Here is a 17,953-nt window from a genome sequence, read left to right on the forward strand (position 1 = left end):
ACATAGAGGCCACCCAGAATGGGGACACCACGCGGCGCACCGTCCGTCGTGGTGTCCTCCCATGCCGACCACCCATCTGCAACCGCCCGACCCGCTGAGCATCGCCCTGTCCGCCATCATTCGCGATGGCGCGCTGGACATCCACTTCCAGCCCCTGGTCGAGGTCGAGCGCGCGAACATCCTGGGTTACGAAGCGCTGACGCGCGGGCCGGCGGACACGCCGCTGCATTCGCCGCTGGTGCTGTTCGAGACCGCCGCGCGCCTGGGTCGGCTCGTGGAACTGGAGCGGCTGGTCGTGCGCCGCGCGCTGCGCCGGTTCAAGGAACTCAAGCTCCCCGGCCAGCTCTTCCTGAACCTCACCGCCGACACGCTGCTCGCCACCAGCGATCGCGGCGCGCTCATCGCCCGCGAGTTCGCGCAACTCGACCTGCCTGCGTCGCGCGTCGTCATCGAACTTACCGAAACGCGGCCCATCCTCGAGCCCGAACGCCTGCAGGACAGCATGCGCAGCCTGCGGGAGCTGGGCTTCGTCGTCGCGCTGGACGACCTGGGCGAGGGCTTCGCGAGCCTGAAGCGCTGGATGGACATCCGGCCGGACTTCGTCAAGATCGACCGCCACTTCATCGACGGCATCGCGCAGGAACCGCTCAAGCAGCAGTTCGTGCGCTCGATCCTCGAGATGGCCGCCAGCTCCGGCTGCACCGTCGTCGCCGAGGGCCTCGAACAGCTCAGTGATCTCACCGTGCTGCGCCGCCTCGGCGTGCCGGTCTGCCAGGGCTACCTGCTCGCGCGTCCGAGCGCCGCGCCGCGCGCCGCGCTGCGGGCCGAGGTGGACGCGCTGCTTGCGCCCGAGCACCGCCGCCGCAACGCCGACTGGATGCGTCTGCCGCCCGACGCGATCACGACCGCCGCGCAGCTGGCCCGCCGTAGCCACACCGTCACGCCCAAGCTCAACTGCCAGACCGTCGCCGACATGTTCCAGCGCGACGAGCAGCTGTTCTCGATGCCGGTGCTGGACGAATCGAACCGCCCGATCGGCATCCTGCGCTCGCTGCAGGTGCTCAAGCGCAGCGCCGAGCGCTACTTCATGGACATCCACGAGAAGCGCTCGTGCACCGCGCTGATGGACCCGCAGCCGCTGATCTTCGACGCGGGCACCTCGCTGCGCGAGATGAGCGACGCGATCTCCAGCCTCGACGACCGGCTGATGGTCGACGGCTTCATCGTCACCCGCAATGGCGAATACTTCGGCACCGGCCGCAGCACCGACCTGCTGAAGGCCGTCTCCGACCTGCAGGTCCACAGCGCGCGTTACGCCAACCCGCTGACGCTGATGCCGGGCAACGTGCCGACCGACCAGCACCTCGACGCGCTGCTGCACGAGGGCCGCGAGTTCGTCGTCGTCGCCTGGGACATCGACCACTTCAAGCCCTTCAACGATGTCTACGGCTACGCCGCCGGCGACGACATCATCAAGCTCTGCGCGCAGATCCTGCAGGACGCCGCCGACCCGGCGCTGGACTTCGTCGGCCACATCGGCGGGGACGACTTCGTGATGGTGCTGGGCTCGCCCGACTGGACCGCCCGCATCACGCGCGTCTGCCGCGAGTTCGATCGCCAGATCCGCCCCTTCTTCTCGGCGGAACACCAGGCGCTGGGCGGCTACGTGACGCTGAATCGCCAGAACCAGGAGTCCTTCAATCCGCTGCCGACGCTGAGCGCCGGCGTGATCCAGGTGCAGCCCGGCGCCTTCGACAGCGTGCGCGCGCTGTCCGCCGCGCTGGCCGAGCCCAAGCACGTGGCCAAGTGCGGCACCGGACCGAGCCGCTACTTCGTCGACCGCCGTCGATCCAGCGCCGGCGCCACGGACATGGCGCCGCTCCTAGAATCGGTGGGGTGAACACCCCTTCCCCCGTTCTGCCGGTTCCGCCGGTTTCCTCCGCCCCCACCGACGCGCCGCCGGCTTCCGCCGCCGCGCCCGGGCAGATGGCGGTGCCTGCGCTGCACGCGCAGACGAACGCGGACCTCCACTGCCACTCGACCGTCTCCGACGGCACGCTGTCGCCGGAAGCGCTGGCCGCGCGCGCCAAGGCCAACGGCGTCGAGCTCTGGGCGCTGACGGACCACGACGAGGTCGGCGGCCAGCAGCGCGCCATGGCTGCCGCGCGGGCGGCGGGGCTGCCCTACCTGACCGGCGTCGAGATCTCCGTGACCTTCGCCGGCAAGGTCGTGCACATCGTGGGGCTGGGCTTCGACCATGAAGACCCGCGCATCGTCGCCGGCCTGCGCGCCACGCGCGGCGGTCGCGGCGCGCGGGCGAAGGAGATGTCGGACGATCTGGCCAGGGCCGGCATCCACGGCGCTTATGAAGGCGCGCTCAAGTTCGCCGGCAACCCGGAACTGATCTCCCGCACCCACTTCGCGCGCTTCCTGGTGGAAACCGGCCAGTGCTCGGACGTGCCCGAGGTCTTCCGCCGCTACCTCACCGAAGGCAAGCCCGGCTTCGTGCCGCACCGCTGGGCGGCGCTGCGCGACGCGGTGGGCTGGATCGTCGACGCCGGCGGGCTGGCCGTCATCGCGCACCCGGGCCGCTACGGCTTCACGCCGACCGAGGAGTACGCGCTGATCACCGAATTCATCGCGCACGGCGGCCGCGGCATCGAGGTCGTCACCGGCAGCCACACGTCGGGCGACATGGTCCAGTACACCGACACGGCGCTCGAATTCGACCTGCTCGCGTCGCGCGGCTCCGACTTCCACAGTCCGGAGGAGAGCCGCGTGGACGTCGGCAAACTCGACCAGCACCTCTCCGGCCGCTTGAAACCGGTGTGGGGCGCGCTCGAGCATCGCATCCACTGGCCGGCCTGATCCCCCCACTGCAGCGGACCGCCGGGGACCGCTTCGGATCCCCGGGCATCGCGGCAGGGATCACCGGAATCATCCGCCGGCGCAGACCGGCTCCATGATCGGCTCGCACGCCGATTGCCACAGGTGAGGACCATGGCCCAGATCTTCGAAGTCCATCCCGACAACCCGCAGGCCCGATTCCTGCGCCAGGCGGCGCAGATCCTGAGCCAGGGCGGCGTCGGCGCCATCCCGACCGACTCCAGCTACGCGCTGGTCTGCCAGCTCGACGACAAGGCCGCCGCCGAGGCGCTGCGCCGCATCCGCGGCGTCGACGACAAGCACCACATGACGCTGCTGTGCCGCGACCTCAGCGAGCTCGGCAGCTACGCGCGCGTCGACAACAAGCAGTACCGGATGATCAAGACGGCCACGCCGGGGCCGTTCACCTTCATCCTGGAAGCGACCAAGGAAGTGCCGCGGCGGCTCTCGCACCCGTCGCGCCGCACCATCGGCCTGCGCGTGCCGGACCACCGCGTCACGCAGGACCTGCTTGCGCTGATCGGCGGCCCGCTGCTGGCCACCACGCTGATCCCGCCCGGCGAGCATGAGCCGATCAACGACCCCGAAGAGATCACCGCCCGCTACGACAAGCTGATCCAGCTGATCATCGACGCCGGCGCCTGCCCGATGAAGCCGACCACCGTCGTCGACCTCACGGCCGAGCCGCCGGTGCTCGTGCGGCGCGGCTGCGGAGATCCGGCCTGCCTCGGCCTGGAGCTCCAAGAGGCCGAAGCCGACGAGTGAATCGCGAGCGGGTGCTACGCCCGTTCGAGGCACCAAGCAAAACGCCGGCGCGAAGCCGGCGTTTTGCTTGAAGAGGCCCGCAGGCCTCTCGGAGGTTCAGACCGCCGCGGTGATCACGATCTCGATCTTCCACTCGGGCTTGGCCAGCTTGGCCTCGACCGTCGCGCGCGGCGGCGTGTGGCCGGCCGGCACCCAGGCGTCCCAGGCGGCGTTCATGCCGGCCAGGTCCTTGACGTCGGCGATGTACAGCTGCGCGCGCAGGATCTTCGTCTTGTCGCTGCCGGCGCGGGCCAGCAGCTTGTCGATCATGGCCAGCACCTGTTCGGTCTGGCCCTTGACGTCGGCGGTGGCATCGTCCGGCACCTGGCCGGCCAGGTAGACCACGCCGTTGTGGATGGCCATCTCGGAGAGACGCGGGCCGACGTCGAAACGTTCGATGTTGCTCATTTGCTGTGCTGATGGGGCTTGTTGGAATGCTTGTGATCGCGCTTGCGCGCGCGCGACTGCTCGTGTCGATGGGACTTGGCGGCGGGCCCGGCGGCCACCGGGGCCGCCTTCTGGCCGAGCTTGCTCTCGGTGCCCGCCATCAGCTTCCTGATGTTGGCGGCGTGGCGCCAGATCAGCAGCAGGCTCATCAGCGCGATGGCCGGCAGCTCGGGACCGACGTCCCAGACCAGCATCTGCAGCAGCGGCGCGCCGATGGCAGCGGACAGCGACGCCAGCGACGAGTAGCGGAACACGGCTGCCATCACGATCCACACGCCGAGCACGGACAGGCCGAGCCACGGGTTGATCGCGAGCAGCACGCCGGCCGCGGTCGCGACGCCCTTGCCGCCGACGAACCTGAAGAAGACCGGCCACAGGTGCCCGATGAAGGCCGCCAGGCCGACCAGCGCGGCGGTGCCCTCCTCCAGGCCGTACGGCTCGCCGAACTTCAGCACCAGCAGGACCGGGACGTAGCCCTTGAGCGCGTCGAAGACCAGCGTCAGGATCGCCGCGGCCTTGTTGCCGGAGCGCAGCACGTTGGTCGCGCCCGGGTTGCCGCTGCCGTAGCTGCGCGGATCGGACAGGCCCATCAACCGGCTGACGATCACCGCGAAGGACAGCGAACCGATCAGATACCCGGCCACGACAGCCAACAAGGGAAACAGGACACTTTGCATGGGGCGCTATTCTGCCCCGGACTTCAGCGCGCACTCGACCGGACGGGCCTCGAGCAGCTCCGTCAAAACCCGGGGTTCGATGCTGACCAGGTAGCCGCGACGCCCGCCGTTGATCAGGATCCGGGGCAGCGCCAGCACGGTGGACTCGACGAACACCGGCATCGCCTTGCGCGTCCCGAACGGCGAGGTGCCCCCGACGAGGTAGCCGCTGTGACGCTGGGCGACGTCCGGCTTGCAGGGCTCGACCTTCTTGCAGGGGATCTGCCGGGCGAGTTCCTTCAGGCTGACGGTGCAGTCGCCGTGCATCAGCACGATCAGCGGCTGCGCCTTCTCGTCCTGCATCACCAGCGTCTTGACGACCTCGTGCTCGGGCACGCCGAGCTGCTTGGAGGACTCGCCGGTGCCGCCGTGATCGACGTAGTCGTAGACATGTTCCCCGAACGCGACCTTGTGCTGGCGCAGCATCTGCGTCGCCAGCGTTTCGCTGACATGGGCGGATTTCTTGCTCATGCCGTGATTCTCCGCGCTGCCCGCACCCGCTGCTTGTACGAGCTTGCTGCGCCTGCTGACAGCCGATGGCGGCGCGCGCGCTACGCTGCGGCGCACTTCGTGTTCACCGAGCCCCATGACGGACGCCGCCTCGACCTCCAGCTACAACCTCAAGGACCTGATCGGCGACACCGCGCTGCGATCGCTGGCATCGGTGTTCGCGGAGTCCGCGCCCGGCTTCCAGCGCAAGCGCTTCCTGGCCGTGGCGACCGAGGGGCTCGAGCCGCTGTCGATCATGCAGCGCGTGCACCGCGTCGCCGAGGCGCTCGACGCCGCGCTGCCCGGCAGCTTCGCGGCGAAGCTCGATGCCGTGGTCACCGCGGCGCCGCACACGGGCGGCGCGTTCGTGAACATGGGGCTGTGCGATTTCGTCGCGAGCTACGGCCTGCACGACCCTGCCGCGTCGCTGAAGGCGCTCAAGCGGATGACGGCGCATGGCACCGCCGAATTCGCGATCCGGCCCTTCCTGCGCCAGGACCTGACCGGCACGTTGAAGACGATGACGCGCTGGACCACCGATCGCGACGAGCACGTCCGCCGCCTGGCCAGCGAGGGCTGCCGACCGCGCCTGCCGTGGTCGTTCCGGCTCGACGCGCTGGTCGCCGACCCGGCGCCGCTGGCGGAGATCCTGCACGCGCTGCGCGCCGACGACAGCCTCTACGTGCGGCGCTCCGTCGCCAACAACCTGAACGACATCACCAAGGACCATGCGGACTGGGTCTTCGCCCACGTGGCCGGCTGGGACCTGGCCGACGAGCGCAGCGCGTGGATCGTCAAGCATGCGTTGCGCTCGCGGATCAAGCAGGGCGATGCGCGGGCGTTGAAGCTGATCGGCGCCAGCGAGGGCGCGCTGGCCGTCGTCGAAGGGCTCGCGATCGAGCCCGCACGCGTCGCGATCGGCGGTGAGGTCGAGATCGCCTTCGAACTGCGCTCCACCGCCGACACGACGCAACGCCTGGTCGTCGACTACGCCGTGCACTACGTGAAGAAGAACGGCCGCGCGTCGCCGAAGGTCTTCAAGCTGAAGACGGTGGAGCTCGAAGCGGGCGCGTCGACGCCGATCCGCATCCGTCGCGCGCTGCGCAACTTCACGACGCGCACGCACTATGCGGGCACGCACGCGATCGAGGTGATGGTCAACGGCCAGAAGCTGGCCGGCGGCGCGTTCGAGCTGTTGATCGAGTGAACGGCGGAGGGGCGCTCACTGCGCCGGGTCGAAGTAGACGCCGCCGAACATCGGCACATGGCGCGCCGGCCAGTGGATCTGGAACAGGTCGATGGTCTCGATCTGCAGGCGACGCAGGCTGTCCTCGCAGGCCTGCACGATCTGCGCGCCGGTCCACGCGCCGGTCCACGCGATGGCCGGGCGATCGCCGCGCGAGCGCGCCGCTCCGCCTTTACACCCCGCGCCGTTGCACCGATCAAATTATTGTTTTACAGTAATTTCTTGCCACCCGACGGTAAGACCATGAGCGACGCCCCCTTCCCTGCCAGCCACCAGCGCATCCGCTGGATTGCTCACTGCGTGCGTGCGATGGCCTTGATCGCGATGGCGGTGGTGGTGGGTTTCCAAGCGATGTTCTGGACCAACCGCGGCCTGGTGGAACGCACCGCACGCTCGGACTGGGGCCTGGACTGCCCCCTGCAATTCGACGCCGTCGCGCGCGCGTGGGGCCTGGTGGTCAACCTGCCGCAGACGCTGCTGACCTTGTTCGCGCTGCTGTGCCTGTGGCGCCTCTTCGGCGCCTACCTGCGCGGCGAGGTCTTCACCGATGGCGCGACGCGCCACCTGCGGCGCCTGGGTCAGTCGGTGACCACGATGGCTCTGGTCATGCCGCTGACCTTCACGGTCACCATCCTGGCGCTGACGCTCGGCAATCCGCCCGGGCAGCGGATACTGTCCGTGCACCTCGCCAGCGAGCACTACATCATGCTGCTGCTGGGCCTGGTGCTGATCGCAATGGCGATGGTGATGCGCGAGGCCCAGCGCATGGCGCAGGAAAACGCCGAGTTCGTCTGAGCGGACCGGCCCAGGAACCCCGCCCATGCCCATCGTCGTCCGACTCGACGTGATGCTCGCGCAGCGCAAGATGCGCTCGAAGGAGCTCGCCGAGGCCATCGGCATCACCGAGGCCAACCTCTCGCTGCTCAAGTCCGGCAAGGTGCGCGGGGTGCGCTTCGACACGCTGTCGCGGATCTGCGCGGTGCTGCAGTGCCAGCCCGGCGACCTGCTCGCCTGGGAGCCGGGCGACGAACCCGAGGACGGAGGCTCCGATGGCGGCGCGTGAGGCCCGAGATCCTCTCGATCCTCGTGCCTCGCGTGGGCAGAAGCGCCGCCTCGGCCCACGCGCGCTCGCGATCGGCGCGGTATTGCTGCTGCACGTCGCGCTGATCGGCTGGCTCCAGCATGCCTGGCACGGGGCCGACGCCCACCGGGAGCAGCGCAGTTCGTCCATCCGCATGGTGACGATCCAGTTGCCGCCGCTGCCGAAGCCGGCGCCGAAGACGACGCTGGTCGCCCGGTCTGCGGATCGTCGGGCAAGGCCTGACCCCGACATGCCGTCCTCGCAGACCGCCCCGTCGACACCGCTGTCAGCGCGTGTCCAGGCGCCGCGACCCGAGGTCGACCGCCACGCGGAAGAACCACGCTCCACCATGGTGGTCGCCGCGCCGGCGCCGGCTTCGGCGGCCTCCGGTGCAACCGGCCGGGACCTGATGTACGGCGCCGCGACGCAGCGCGCGGTCCGCCAGTCGACGCAGGGCCAGCCGCTGCTCGCCGAGCGCGCGGACCAAGCCAGCCTCGCGCCCGACAAGATCGATGCGTCGACGAAGCTCGGCAACGAGATGATGAAAGGCGCCAGCGGCGACTGCCTGAAGGGCGAGTTCGCGGGCGGCGGCGCGGGCCTGCTGAGCGCGCCGTTCTGGCTGCTCGCCGAGGCGCGCGGCAAGTGCCGGCGATGAGCACGGACGCGTGCTCGCGCCACGGCCTGATCGATGACACCCCGATGCGGGACACGCGTCGTCAACCCACACCGGCCGCGCACCGTTCAGCGCAGATCGCGTTTTGCGACACAGGGAGAGAGTCGAAGTGAAGCCCCAGCAGTTCACCCGCGCGGCGCGCCGCGTTCCAGTCGTCGCGATCGCCATCGCCGTGGTGAGCACCCTCGCCGCCTGCGATCCGGTCGCCGCGGCGACCGCCGCCGAGACGTCGGCCGCCGTCGCGGCCGCACCGCCGGCTTCCGGCGCGGTCGCCCTGCCCACGGTGCAGAGCGACATGAAGCGCGGCGCCTCCTTCCCCTACAAGCGGCTCAACGAGCTGCTGTCGAAGTTGCGCACCGAAGGCGAAGGCCTGTTCGTGAGCCGCTTCGTGCTGACCGACGCGAAGGACACGACCAAGCCGCCGCCGGCCGGCACCAAGCTCGCGCTGATGAGCGACGACGACTACATCCCCATCCCCCTCGACGACAAGGGCCGCTTCGACCTGCCGACCTTCCCCGAGCAGCAGGCCAAGGACATGGACTTCGGCACCAACGTGCCCAAGGGGGATCTGGGCGTGCGGCTGAGCATCGACCTCGCGACGCCGCCGGAGATGCTGGACATGGCCACGGTGCGGCGCATCGTCGCGGTCGGGCAGCGGCTGCGCACCGAGCTGCTGCCCTGGTACGTGCGCTGGATGTTCCCGCAGATCGACGGCGTCATCGTGTGCAGCGACCAGCCGCAGTGGAACCTCGACTGGACGGAGGGCGGTCAGCACCTGCGCCTGCCGCTCCCCTCCGAGGCCCAGCAGCGCGAGCCCGAGACACCCAAGGGCAAGCCGTCCCGCGCCTGCACCGTGCTGACCGGCCAGGAGCAATGGCCCGACGCGGCGCTGCTGCAGCCGCAACCGGGCGCCAACACCAAGCTCTACGTGAAGCTGCGCAACACGCGCGCAAGCTGACCGGGCGTGCTCTCTCTCGCGGTCTGGCTGGTGGTTCGTGCGTGAGGCTGCTGGCCCTCACCCCTGCCCTCTCCCGCAAGCGAGAGAGGGGGTCATGCCGGAGCCTCTCGCGACTCCCTCTCCCGCTTGCGGGAGAGCGAGAGAGGGGGTCATGCCGGAGCCTCTCGCGACTCCCTCTCCCGCTTGCGGGAGAGGGCGGGGGTGAGGGCCAGCGGCCTAGGCAGTCAACGGATCAGACAACGCGTCCCGTCGCGCGATCCGCTTCCAGTTGCCGCAGCACGCGGCGCTGCACCTTCCCGGTGGTCGTCATCGGCAACGCGTCGAGGAACTCGATCTCCTTCGGGTACTCGTAGGGCGCGAGCCGCTGCTTGACGAAGTCCTGCAGCTCCGCGACCAACGCGGCCGACGGCTGCCGACCCGGCGCCAGCACGACGAAGGCCTTCACCAGCGCGCCCCGCTCGGCATCGGGCTTGGGCACGACGGCGGCGTTGGCGACGGCCTCGTGGCGCACGAGGCAGTTCTCGATCTCGCCCGGGCCGATGCGATAGCCCGCCACCTTGAACTGGTCGTCGGAGCGCCCCTGGTACCAGAGGTAGCCGTCCTCGTCGGCGAGGGCGAGGTCGCCGGTGCGGCACCAGCTGTCCGCCGGATCGCCGGTGAACTTCGCGGCGGTCGCTGCCTCGTTGCGCCAGTAGCCGAGGAAGAAGATCGGATCGGGCACGCCCTGCGCGTCGCGCCGATGCACGGCCACTTCGCCGATCCGCCCGGGCGGACAGACCTGCCCCTCGTCATCGATGACCGCGACGCGGTGGCCCGGATAGGCGCGGCCCATGCTGCCGGGCTTGGCCGGCCACAGCCGCGCGCAGTTGCCGACGACGTAGTTGATCTCGGTCTGCCCGAACATCTCGTTGATCGTCACGCCGAGCTCGCGCTGCCCCCAGTCGAAGACCGCGTCGCCGACGGCTTCGCCCGCGCTCATGACGGCCTGCAGGTGCAGCGTGTAGTGCTCGGCGGGATGCGGCACGGCCTTCATCATCGCCTTCAGCGCGGTCGGGAACAGGAACGTATGGCTGACGCGGTAGTGCTGCATCAGCTCGAAGGCCTTCTCCGGCGAGAAGCGGCCCTGGTAGCCGAGGATGGGCCGGCCGAAGCACAGCGACGGCAGCAGCGCGTCCATCAGGCCGCCGGTCCAGGCCCAGTCGGCGGGGCTCCAGAACACGGCCTCGCTGCGCACGGTCGGATCGTGCGGATCGAAGCCGAACCAGTTCTGGCTCGCGATGAAGCCGGTGAGGTTGCCGAGCAGCGCGCGCTGCGGCAGCAAGGCGCCCTTGGGCGCGCCGGTCGTGCCGCTGGTGTAGATCAGGATCGCGGGGTCCTCGGCCGCGTTGTCGCGCGCGGCGAAGCGCGCGTCCTCGGCCTGCAGGGCGGCCATCCAGCCGGCTTCGCCCTCGTGGGCATCGGACTCGCCGACGACCATCACATGGCGCAGCGCCGGGCACGATGCGCGCACCGAGCGCAGCGCGTCCAGCGCGCCGCCCTCGACGATCGCGACGCAGGCTTCGCTGTCCCTGAGGCGGTACTCGAGCGCATCGGGCCCGAAGAGCATCGACAGCGGCATCGCGACCGCGCCGAGCTGGTTGATCGCGATGTGCGCGACGGCGGTCTCGAAGCGTTGCGGCAGCACGAGTGCCACGCGGTCGCCGGCCTCGACGCCCAGGCGCTTCAGCGCGTTGGAGAGCCGGTTGGCCGCGCGTTGCAGCTGGCCGAAGGAGTACTGCGCGCGGCAGCCGCTGTCGCTGTCGAAGAAGACGGCGGGCGCATCGGGCGTCTCGCGGGCCCAGCGGCCGCAGCAGAGCTCGGCGATGGCCAGGCGCTCGGGCACCTGCCAGCGGAAGGCGCCATGGACCAGCGCGTAGGCGTCGGGCGCGGCGCGAGTCGCCGCGCGGGGCACGGTGATGCCGTCGGCCGGGCCGGCGTCCTTGGCGGTCTTGCCGGTCATCGGGTCTCCATCCTGGAACAAGAGCGTGGATGCTAGCGAGCGGGTCCGGGGCGGGCGTCATGGAAAGCCCGTAGCGCCATGTCGGTGCCCGGGAGGATCGCGATGCCCGCGGGAGGTGCATGGGCAACGGCGGTCGATCCGAATATCGATATCCGAATCGCGAAGGTGAACGTGGGCGCGCTGCGGAAGCCGCGGGCCGGGACGCCTCCTACACTGGGCCGCATGAGCCTCAAGATCCTGCACAACCCCCGCTGCTCCAAGTCGCGCGAGGCGCTCGCGTTGCTGGAGTCCCGTGGCCTTCGACCCGAGGTCGTCGAGTACCTGGCGACGCCGCTGACGCTGCCCGAGCTGCAGACGCTGCACCGGCAGCTCGGCACGCCGGTGCGCGCGATGGTGCGCGACAACGAGGACGACTATCGCGAGCTCAACCTGGCGGACGCTTCGCTGACCGACACACAGCTGCTGCAGGCGGTCGCGGACCGACCGAAGCTGCAGCAGCGGGCGATCGTCGTGCAGGGCGACCGCGCGTTGATCGCGCGTCCGCCGGAGCTGTTGAACGACTGGCTGAAGTGATCGGCAGGGGCTGGATCAGCCCTTGAACCGCGCGAGCGCATCGCCCGTCAGACGGCACAGCCGCCAGTCCGGCATGATCGTCGCGCCCATCTTTTCGTAGAACCGGATGGCGTTCTCGTTCCAGTCGAGCACGCACCATTCGAAGCGGCCGTAGTCGCGCTCGATCGCGATCTGCGCCAGGCGCGTCAGCATGCGCTTGCCCAGGCCCGCGCCGCGATGCGCGGGCTGCACGTACAGGTCCTCGAGGTACATCCCCGGCTTGCCCAGGAAGGTCGAGAAGTTGGTGAAGGTCAGCGCGAACGCGACGACCGCGCCGCTGTCGTGTTCGGCGACCATGGCCTCGCAAACGGGGCGATCGCTGAATAGGTGCGGGAGCAGCTTCTCGGGCGTCACGTCCATCAGGTGCGACAGGTTCTCGAAGTCGGCGAGCTCGCCGATGAGGCCGACGATGGCGCTCAGGTCGTCGGGCCGCGCGGGGCGGAGGGTGTAGGGGTCGGGTATTGCGGACATGTGGGTATTCTGTATGGATGACGAGAGACTTCCCCTTCTACAACGGTGAACCCGTCGCCCTGCGCCCTGTTCAATGGGCGTGGCTGATGCTGGCCGTGGTGGCGGGCTTCTTGACGCTCTACCTGCCGATCGGCGAGTCTTCGCCGCTCCTGGCCTTCGTCCCGGCCGTCCTCTTCCCCGCCATTCCCTTGCTTGTGCTGCGTGCCGTGGCGGGCCGGCATTGGCGGGCGCTGTTCCAACGCGTGGGCATCCAGGCGATCGCGATCGCGGTGGGGATCGCCCTGCTCAATCTGGTCGTCACGGTTGCCCTGGGCCTGCTGACCACCCGCTTCTTCGGCGTGAGCGCCAATCCCGTCTTCGACGTCCTGGCGCATGAGTCGACCGCGGACCGATGGCTCTTCGCCCTGAGGACCCTGCCTCAACTGCTGGGCGAGGAGGTGCTGACGATGCTGCCCTTCCTCGCGCTGATGACGCTCTTCACGACGCGCGCGGGTTGGTCCAGACGGACCGCGATCGTGGCCGCGTGGTGGATCTCCGCGCTGATTTTCGGCCTCGCCCATCTGCCCACCTACCAATGGAACTGGGTGCAGTGCGTGGTGGTCATCGGCTCGGCTCGATTGGTCCTGTCGCTGGCCTACCTGTGGACCCGCAACCTCTGGGTGTCGACGCTGGCGCATGTGCTCAACGACTGGACGCTGTTTTCCGCGGGCCTGCTGCTGGCGACATCGGGTCACGCACCCGCGTGAGCGAACATCGTTCAGTGAGGTCAGTGTTCGAAGAGATTTCTAGAATCGGACCATGAAGAAACCCCTCAGGCTCGTCATGCCCATCGGCCCCATGCCCTGGCGTACCTTGACCGCTTCGGTCATCGTCGCCGTTGCGCATTCGGCCAACGCGGCGCCCGACACGTGCAAGATGTCGGAGCCTCCGGCAACGGCAGGCGAAGAGGCGCACATGGGCGAGCTCCTGCTGGTCTATCCGCGGGCGAAGGACGCCGGGGACCGTTTCACCGGCTGCCAGTCCATCTGGGGCCGCACAAAGACCGGTTCGCAACTGATCGTGAGGTTTGAGTACTCGCGAGGGACCTTCGTTGCTATCCACGACGGCGCCAAGCGAATCCGATGCGCATATAGCGACGACGAGTTGCGCAGTGGCTCAGACCCGGTTTGCCCCGAAAGCCTTCCGTCGCTGATTCCCACATTGCCGCCAGGCTGCTTCTCCAAATTTCAACGCCGGGCCGCTGGGACGAATGAATCTTTGCCCGAGTGCGACAAGTTTGAGTAGAGCGCTCCGGCACCTTGACGGATCTTGAGGTTCGCCATTGTCTCCATGGCGAAAGCGCCCTTCCCCGCGCCGCACTACAGTCGCCGTCCATGAGCACCGACTCCAGTACCGCGCCCTCTTCCGAGTACACCGTCCGCCGCCCGCATCGCAGCGAGTTCATGACGCTGCGCGGCTTGCGCCATCACGTCCTGAGGTGGGGACCTGAACCCGACGGGCAGCGACCGCTGCTCGTGATGGTCCACGGCTGGATGGACGTCGGCGCGTCGTTCCAGTTCATGGTCGACGCGTTCCGCGAGGAGCGCAGCGTCGTCGCCATCGACTGGCGTGGCTTCGGGCTCACCGATGCCAACGGAAGCGATGCGTACTGGTTCCCCGACTACCTCGGCGATCTGGATGCGTTGCTCGATGCCATCAGTCCTGACGCACCGGTCGACCTGCTCGGCCACAGCATGGGCGGCAACATCGCGATGACCTATGCGGGCGTGCGGCCGCAGCGGCTGCGCAAGCTCGTGAACCTCGAAGGCTTCGGGCTGCCGGACACGACACCCGAGATGGCGCCGGCGCGGCTCGCGAGCTGGCTCGACGAACTCAAGGAGCCGCAGAGCCTGAAGACCTACGACAGTGTCGAGGGTGTGGCGCAACGGCTGATGAAGACGAATCCGCGGCTCTCCGCCGACAAGGCCGCTTGGCTCGCGCCGCACTGGTCGCGGCAAGGCGACGACGGGCGCTGGCACATCCTCGGCGATCCCGCGCACAAGCGGACCAATCCGGTGCTCTACAAGAAGGCTGAGGCGCTCGCCTGCTGGTCGCGCATCGAGGCGCCCACGCTGTGGGTCGAGGGCAGCGAGACCCAGCTCTCGCAGTGGTGGGGCGACCGCTATCCGCGCGAGGACTTCGAGACCCGGCTCAGCGTGGTCAAGGACCTGCAGCGCATCACGCTTCAGCAGGCGGCGCACATGATGCATCACGACCAGCCAGAGGCGCTGGCGCGCGCGGTGCAGGAGTTTCTTGGCTAGCCGTCGCCCTTCTCACTGCCACGACCCCGGCCCTCACCCCTGCCCTCTCCCGCAAGCGGGCGAGGGAGCAAGAATGAGCGAGGTTCGTGTCTAGTCTCGCGATACCACCGCCGCCTGATACGCCGTGATGAACTCCGGCGGCATCCGCTTCGGGCGGCCGCCGCTGATGTCGATGCACACCAGGTCCCAGCGGCCGCGCATCAGCGTCTGGCCGTCGCTCGCGCGGCGCAGCTGGAAGCGGCGCTCCATCGCGAGCTTGCCGTCCCCCGCCGTCAGCCAGGTGCCCAGCACCAGCGCCTCGCCTTCGAAGGACGGCAGCAGATAGTCGTAGCCGCCGTGGCGGATCGCCATCGCGCGGTCGAGGCGGCGGTAGTCCTCGATGTCCAGCCCCAGCGCCACCGAGTGCGACCACGCCACCTGCTCGCACCACTTCACGTAGACCGCGTTGTTGGTGTGGTTCAGTCCGTCGATGTCCGCCGGTTGGGGGCTCACCGCCAACCGATGGGGGGACGGGTAGTCCCAGCCGCTGGACAACGGGTCGACCGGCGCGGGGATCGCTTCGTTCATCTCGCTCATCGGGGGGCGCTCATCTGGGGGTGGGTTCCGTGGGATTTCCGACGCTCGCGCTCGGGGTGCGACAGGTTAGCGTCGCGAGTTAGGCAGAATGCCGCCCTTTTCCGGCGTCCTCCGTCGCCCGTGCGACCCGCGCGCCAGTCGCACATTCCGAACACCGCGCGGCAGGGTCATGCCCTGCCGGCGTCTTCCCCTGTTCTCCCTGCCGTCCCGCTGCCCGTCCCCATGAACATCATCGTCACCGAAGAACTCAAGGCCTACATCGATCCACTGTCCGAGGACGAATACGCCGCGCTCGAGCGCAGCATCCTCGCCGAGGGCTGCCGCGACGCGCTCGTGCTCTGGGGCGACATCCTCGTCGACGGCCACAACCGCCACGGCATCTGCACCAAGCACGGCATCCCCTTCCAGACGGTGCAGAACACCCGCTTCAAGTCGATGGAAGACGTCCACCTGTGGATGATCGACCAGCACCTGGGCCGTCGCAGCGTCTCCGACTTCCAGCGCGGCGTGCTCGCCCTGCGCAAGAAGGAGATCATGGAAGCGCGCCGGCTGGCCGTGCTCAACGACCCGGCCCCGGAGGCCCCCGTCGCCGACGCGACCGCCGCCCCCGTGCCCGACGCCCCGCCGCTGAAAAGCCGCGAAGCGATCGCGCGCGCCGCGCGCATCAGCAGCGCCACCGTGACGCAGATCGAGAAGATCCAGAAGGCCGCCGCGCCCGAACTCGTGGCGGCCGTGAAGTCGGGCGAGGTCTCGATCAGCGCGGCCGCCGTGATCGCCGACCTGCCCGCCGAGGAACAGGCCGCCGCCGCCGCCGGCGGGAAGAAGGAACTGCGCCAGGCCGCCAAGCGCGTGCGCGAGTCCAAGGTCGGCAAGAAGGCCGCGGGCGACGCCGTCGCCGAAGTGGCCGTGGAGCTGCTGGGCGTACCGACGAACGAGGAGGGTGAACTCGAGGCCGATCCGGCCGTCGCGCTGCTGCGCGCGCAGGTCGGCGCGCTGCAGGACGAGAACATCAAGCTGCGCGCGCAAGTCGCGGAACTGCAGGCGCAACTGGCCGCGGCGAAGCAGGACTCTTCGTCGCCCTTCTGACGTTCAGAACCCGGTGATCGGCCCGGCGCGCTCGCGCTCGGGCCGCTTGGCCTCCACCTCGTCGAAATACGGTGCCGGGTCTTGCACCCCGGCCTCCGCCTCCCGGCGGTTCATGACGGTCGCATAGATGACGACGATCGCCACATAGACGATCAACGCCCCCTGCGAGCCCACCCAGAAGCTGAACGGCCAGCCGAAGAAATCGAAGCTGAGCACGCGCGCGAAATACGCGACGCCGAAGGTCACCAGCGCCCACACGACCAGCAGCATGAGCGTCAGCCGCCAATTGCCGCGGCGCACCCGCCGGCGCCGGGCGCGGAAGGTTCCGGACGGGGTGCCGGAGGGGGTGCCGGACGGGTAACCCGCATCGGGGACAGGCGGTTTCGGACGCATCCCGCCATCTTAGGGAGCCCGTTCGCGTCAGCATGAGAAAATACCCGGCTTCGGGCCCCTCTCGGGGGCTCCACCCTTCGAGCGAATCATGGACATCGAACAAATCAATGCGATCGGCAACACGCTGACCGATCTGCAAGCGCGTACCGACGCGCTAAGGGGGTACCTTTGACTACGACCGCAAAGCACTGCGGTTGAATGAAGTCAACGCCGCCCTGGAGAACCCCAACGTCTGGAACGACCCCAAGCGGGCCCAGGAGCTCGGCAAGGAAAAGCGCACGCTGGAACAGGTCGTCGAGACGATCAACCACCTGACGTCCAACATCGCCGACAACCTCGAGTTGTACGAGATGTCCAAGGACGACAACGACATCGCCGGCATCCAGACCATCGAGGCCGAGTCCGTCAAGCTGGCCGAGAAGGTCGAGGAACTCGAGTTCCGCCGGATGTTCAACAACCCGGCCGACCCGCTGAACTGCTTCATCGACATCCAGGCCGGCGCCGGCGGCACCGAGGCCTGCGACTGGGCCGGCATGCTGCTGCGCCAGTACCTGAAGTATTGCGAGCGCAAGGGCTTCAAGGCCGACGTCGAAGAGCAGACCGACGACGAGATCGCCGGCATCAAGAGCGCCACCATCAAGGTGGAAGGCGAGTACGCCTTCGGCCTGCTGCGCTCCGAGTCGGGCGTGCACCGCCTGGTCCGCAAGAGCCCCTTCGACTCCTCGGGCGGCCGCCACACCAGCTTCGCCTCGCTGTTCGTGTATCCGGAAGTGGATGATTCGATCGAGATCGACATCAACCCGTCGGACGTCCGCACCGACACCTACCGCGCGTCCGGCGCGGGCGGTCAGCACATCAACAAGACCGACTCGGCGGTGCGCCTGACCCACATCCCGACCGGCATCGTCGTGCAGTGCCAGGACGGCCGCAGCCAGCACAGCAACCGCGACGTCGCCTGGAAGCGCCTGCGCTCGCGCCTGTACGACCATGAGATGAAGAAGCGCATGGCCGAGCAGCAGAAGCTCGAGGACAGCAAGACCGACGTGGGCTGGGGCCACCAGATCCGCTCGTACGTGCTGGACCAGAGCCGCATCAAGGACCTGCGCACCAACGTCGAGATCTCCAACACCCAGAAGGTGCTGGACGGCGACCTCGACGCATTCATCACGGCGTCCCTCAAACAGGGCGTCTAAGAAAAACAATGAGACCCATGCCC

General features: G+C 68.9%; 22 protein-coding genes. 14 read left to right on the forward strand and 8 right to left on the reverse strand.

Annotated features, from left to right (window positions below; translation table 11 throughout):
* The first annotated feature begins 61 nt into the window (after nucleotides 1–61).
* From AC07PR_RS14250 to AC07PR_RS14260, 3 genes are all read left to right on the forward strand, one after another.
* Nucleotides 62–1,900: a bifunctional diguanylate cyclase/phosphodiesterase gene (locus AC07PR_RS14250; RefSeq protein ID WP_377156883.1), complete on the forward strand. Its 1,839-nt coding sequence runs from the start codon at nucleotides 62–64 to the stop codon at nucleotides 1,898–1,900.
* An 86-nt stretch (nucleotides 1,901–1,986) separates the two neighbouring features.
* Nucleotides 1,987–2,868, forward strand: coding sequence for a 3',5'-nucleoside bisphosphate phosphatase (locus tag AC07PR_RS14255; protein WP_495135959.1), 882 nt, complete (start codon nucleotides 1,987–1,989; stop codon nucleotides 2,866–2,868).
* A gap of 132 nt (nucleotides 2,869–3,000) precedes the next feature.
* Complete coding sequence (locus AC07PR_RS14260) at nucleotides 3,001–3,651, forward strand: L-threonylcarbamoyladenylate synthase (RefSeq protein ID WP_377156886.1); 651 nt, start codon at nucleotides 3,001–3,003, stop codon at nucleotides 3,649–3,651.
* A 96-nt stretch (nucleotides 3,652–3,747) separates the two neighbouring features.
* On the opposite strand, the gene AC07PR_RS14265 is transcribed toward AC07PR_RS14260, so the two are convergent.
* The 3 genes from AC07PR_RS14265 to AC07PR_RS14275 are packed head-to-tail and all read right to left on the reverse strand — an operon-like array spanning nucleotide 3,748 to nucleotide 5,324.
* Nucleotides 3,748–4,098 carry a RidA family protein gene (locus AC07PR_RS14265; protein ID WP_495135673.1) on the reverse strand — a complete coding sequence of 117 codons (351 nt, stop codon included), beginning with the start codon at nucleotides 4,096–4,098 and terminating at the stop codon, nucleotides 3,748–3,750.
* Nucleotides 4,095–4,814: a glycerol-3-phosphate 1-O-acyltransferase PlsY gene (gene plsY / locus AC07PR_RS14270; protein ID WP_495135674.1), complete on the reverse strand. Its 720-nt coding sequence runs from the start codon at nucleotides 4,812–4,814 to the stop codon at nucleotides 4,095–4,097. The genes AC07PR_RS14265 and plsY overlap by 4 nt, the downstream gene beginning before the upstream one ends.
* A gap of 6 nt (nucleotides 4,815–4,820) precedes the next feature.
* Entirely contained in the window at nucleotides 4,821–5,324 is a 504-nt protein-coding gene (locus tag AC07PR_RS14275) for an aminoacyl-tRNA deacylase (RefSeq protein ID WP_495135675.1), read from the reverse strand.
* A gap of 115 nt (nucleotides 5,325–5,439) precedes the next feature.
* On the opposite strand from AC07PR_RS14275, the gene AC07PR_RS14280 reads away from it, so the two are divergent.
* Nucleotides 5,440–6,549: a DNA alkylation repair protein gene (locus AC07PR_RS14280; protein WP_495135676.1), complete on the forward strand. Its 1,110-nt coding sequence runs from the start codon at nucleotides 5,440–5,442 to the stop codon at nucleotides 6,547–6,549.
* A 15-nt stretch (nucleotides 6,550–6,564) separates the two neighbouring features.
* Here AC07PR_RS14280 and AC07PR_RS14285 read toward each other — a convergent pair whose 3' ends face one another.
* Entirely contained in the window at nucleotides 6,565–6,723 is a 159-nt protein-coding gene (locus tag AC07PR_RS14285; RefSeq protein ID WP_495135960.1) for an aldo/keto reductase, read from the reverse strand.
* Between the two features lie 108 nt (nucleotides 6,724–6,831).
* Here AC07PR_RS14285 and AC07PR_RS14290 point away from each other — a divergent pair, with 108 nt between their 5' ends.
* The 4 genes from AC07PR_RS14290 (at nucleotide 6,832) to AC07PR_RS14305 (ending at nucleotide 9,300) form a co-directional block, all read left to right on the forward strand.
* Nucleotides 6,832–7,383: a DUF2975 domain-containing protein gene (locus AC07PR_RS14290; protein ID WP_377156892.1), complete on the forward strand. Its 552-nt coding sequence runs from the start codon at nucleotides 6,832–6,834 to the stop codon at nucleotides 7,381–7,383.
* A 25-nt stretch (nucleotides 7,384–7,408) separates the two neighbouring features.
* Nucleotides 7,409–7,651: a helix-turn-helix domain-containing protein gene (locus AC07PR_RS14295; RefSeq protein ID WP_088408757.1), complete on the forward strand. Its 243-nt coding sequence runs from the start codon at nucleotides 7,409–7,411 to the stop codon at nucleotides 7,649–7,651.
* Nucleotides 7,638–8,324 carry a hypothetical protein gene (locus AC07PR_RS14300; RefSeq protein ID WP_495135677.1) on the forward strand — a complete coding sequence of 229 codons (687 nt, stop codon included), beginning with the start codon at nucleotides 7,638–7,640 and terminating at the stop codon, nucleotides 8,322–8,324. Before AC07PR_RS14295 ends, AC07PR_RS14300 begins: the two co-directional genes overlap by 14 nt.
* A gap of 127 nt (nucleotides 8,325–8,451) precedes the next feature.
* On the forward strand, nucleotides 8,452–9,300 hold the full coding sequence (locus AC07PR_RS14305) for a hypothetical protein (RefSeq protein ID WP_495135678.1): 849 nt from the start codon (nucleotides 8,452–8,454) through the stop codon (nucleotides 9,298–9,300).
* A gap of 232 nt (nucleotides 9,301–9,532) precedes the next feature.
* Here AC07PR_RS14305 and AC07PR_RS14310 read toward each other — a convergent pair whose 3' ends face one another.
* Nucleotides 9,533–11,299, reverse strand: coding sequence for an acetate--CoA ligase (locus tag AC07PR_RS14310; RefSeq protein WP_495135679.1), 1,767 nt, complete (start codon nucleotides 11,297–11,299; stop codon nucleotides 9,533–9,535).
* A 222-nt stretch (nucleotides 11,300–11,521) separates the two neighbouring features.
* Here AC07PR_RS14310 and arsC point away from each other — a divergent pair, with 222 nt between their 5' ends.
* Nucleotides 11,522–11,872, forward strand: a complete 351-nt coding sequence (arsC, locus tag AC07PR_RS14315) for an arsenate reductase (glutaredoxin) (RefSeq protein ID WP_495135680.1) — start codon at nucleotides 11,522–11,524, stop codon at nucleotides 11,870–11,872.
* A 15-nt stretch (nucleotides 11,873–11,887) separates the two neighbouring features.
* On the opposite strand, the gene AC07PR_RS14320 is transcribed toward arsC, so the two are convergent.
* Entirely contained in the window at nucleotides 11,888–12,382 is a 495-nt protein-coding gene (locus AC07PR_RS14320; protein ID WP_495135681.1) for a GNAT family N-acetyltransferase, read from the reverse strand.
* A 17-nt stretch (nucleotides 12,383–12,399) separates the two neighbouring features.
* On the opposite strand from AC07PR_RS14320, the gene AC07PR_RS14325 reads away from it, so the two are divergent.
* The 3 genes from AC07PR_RS14325 to AC07PR_RS14335 all read left to right on the forward strand — a co-directional run bounded on the left by AC07PR_RS14325 (nucleotide 12,400) and on the right by AC07PR_RS14335 (nucleotide 14,682).
* Complete coding sequence (locus AC07PR_RS14325) at nucleotides 12,400–13,128, forward strand: CPBP family intramembrane glutamic endopeptidase (protein ID WP_495135682.1); 729 nt, start codon at nucleotides 12,400–12,402, stop codon at nucleotides 13,126–13,128.
* Between the two features lie 52 nt (nucleotides 13,129–13,180).
* Entirely contained in the window at nucleotides 13,181–13,666 is a 486-nt protein-coding gene (locus AC07PR_RS14330; RefSeq protein ID WP_495135683.1) for a hypothetical protein, read from the forward strand.
* 89 nt (nucleotides 13,667–13,755) lie between these two features.
* Nucleotides 13,756–14,682, forward strand: coding sequence for an alpha/beta fold hydrolase (locus AC07PR_RS14335; RefSeq protein ID WP_495135684.1), 927 nt, complete (start codon nucleotides 13,756–13,758; stop codon nucleotides 14,680–14,682).
* Nucleotides 14,683–14,772: 90 nt separating this feature from the next.
* On the opposite strand, the gene AC07PR_RS14340 is transcribed toward AC07PR_RS14335, so the two are convergent.
* Nucleotides 14,773–15,258 carry an acyl-CoA thioesterase gene (locus AC07PR_RS14340; protein WP_495135685.1) on the reverse strand — a complete coding sequence of 162 codons (486 nt, stop codon included), beginning with the start codon at nucleotides 15,256–15,258 and terminating at the stop codon, nucleotides 14,773–14,775.
* Nucleotides 15,259–15,480: 222 nt separating this feature from the next.
* On the opposite strand from AC07PR_RS14340, the gene AC07PR_RS14345 reads away from it, so the two are divergent.
* Complete coding sequence (locus AC07PR_RS14345; protein WP_495135686.1) at nucleotides 15,481–16,344, forward strand: ParB N-terminal domain-containing protein; 864 nt, start codon at nucleotides 15,481–15,483, stop codon at nucleotides 16,342–16,344.
* A gap of 3 nt (nucleotides 16,345–16,347) precedes the next feature.
* Here the strand turns inward: AC07PR_RS14345 and AC07PR_RS14350 are convergent, their stop codons facing one another.
* Nucleotides 16,348–16,737 (reverse strand): DUF4212 domain-containing protein, encoded by a 390-nt coding sequence (locus AC07PR_RS14350; RefSeq protein ID WP_377156905.1) that lies wholly within the window; start codon nucleotides 16,735–16,737, stop codon nucleotides 16,348–16,350.
* 88 nt (nucleotides 16,738–16,825) lie between these two features.
* Here AC07PR_RS14350 and prfB point away from each other — a divergent pair.
* Nucleotides 16,826–17,930 (forward strand): peptide chain release factor 2 gene (prfB, locus tag AC07PR_RS14355; protein WP_431102144.1). Its coding sequence is split into 2 segments (ribosomal slippage): nucleotides 16,826–16,906 and nucleotides 16,908–17,930, totalling 1,104 coding nucleotides; the frame shifts between segments, so codons are not numbered across the junction.
* Nucleotides 17,931–17,953 lie beyond the last annotated feature (23 nt).

The organism is Roseateles sp. GW821-FHT09H11 (assembly GCF_059415845.1).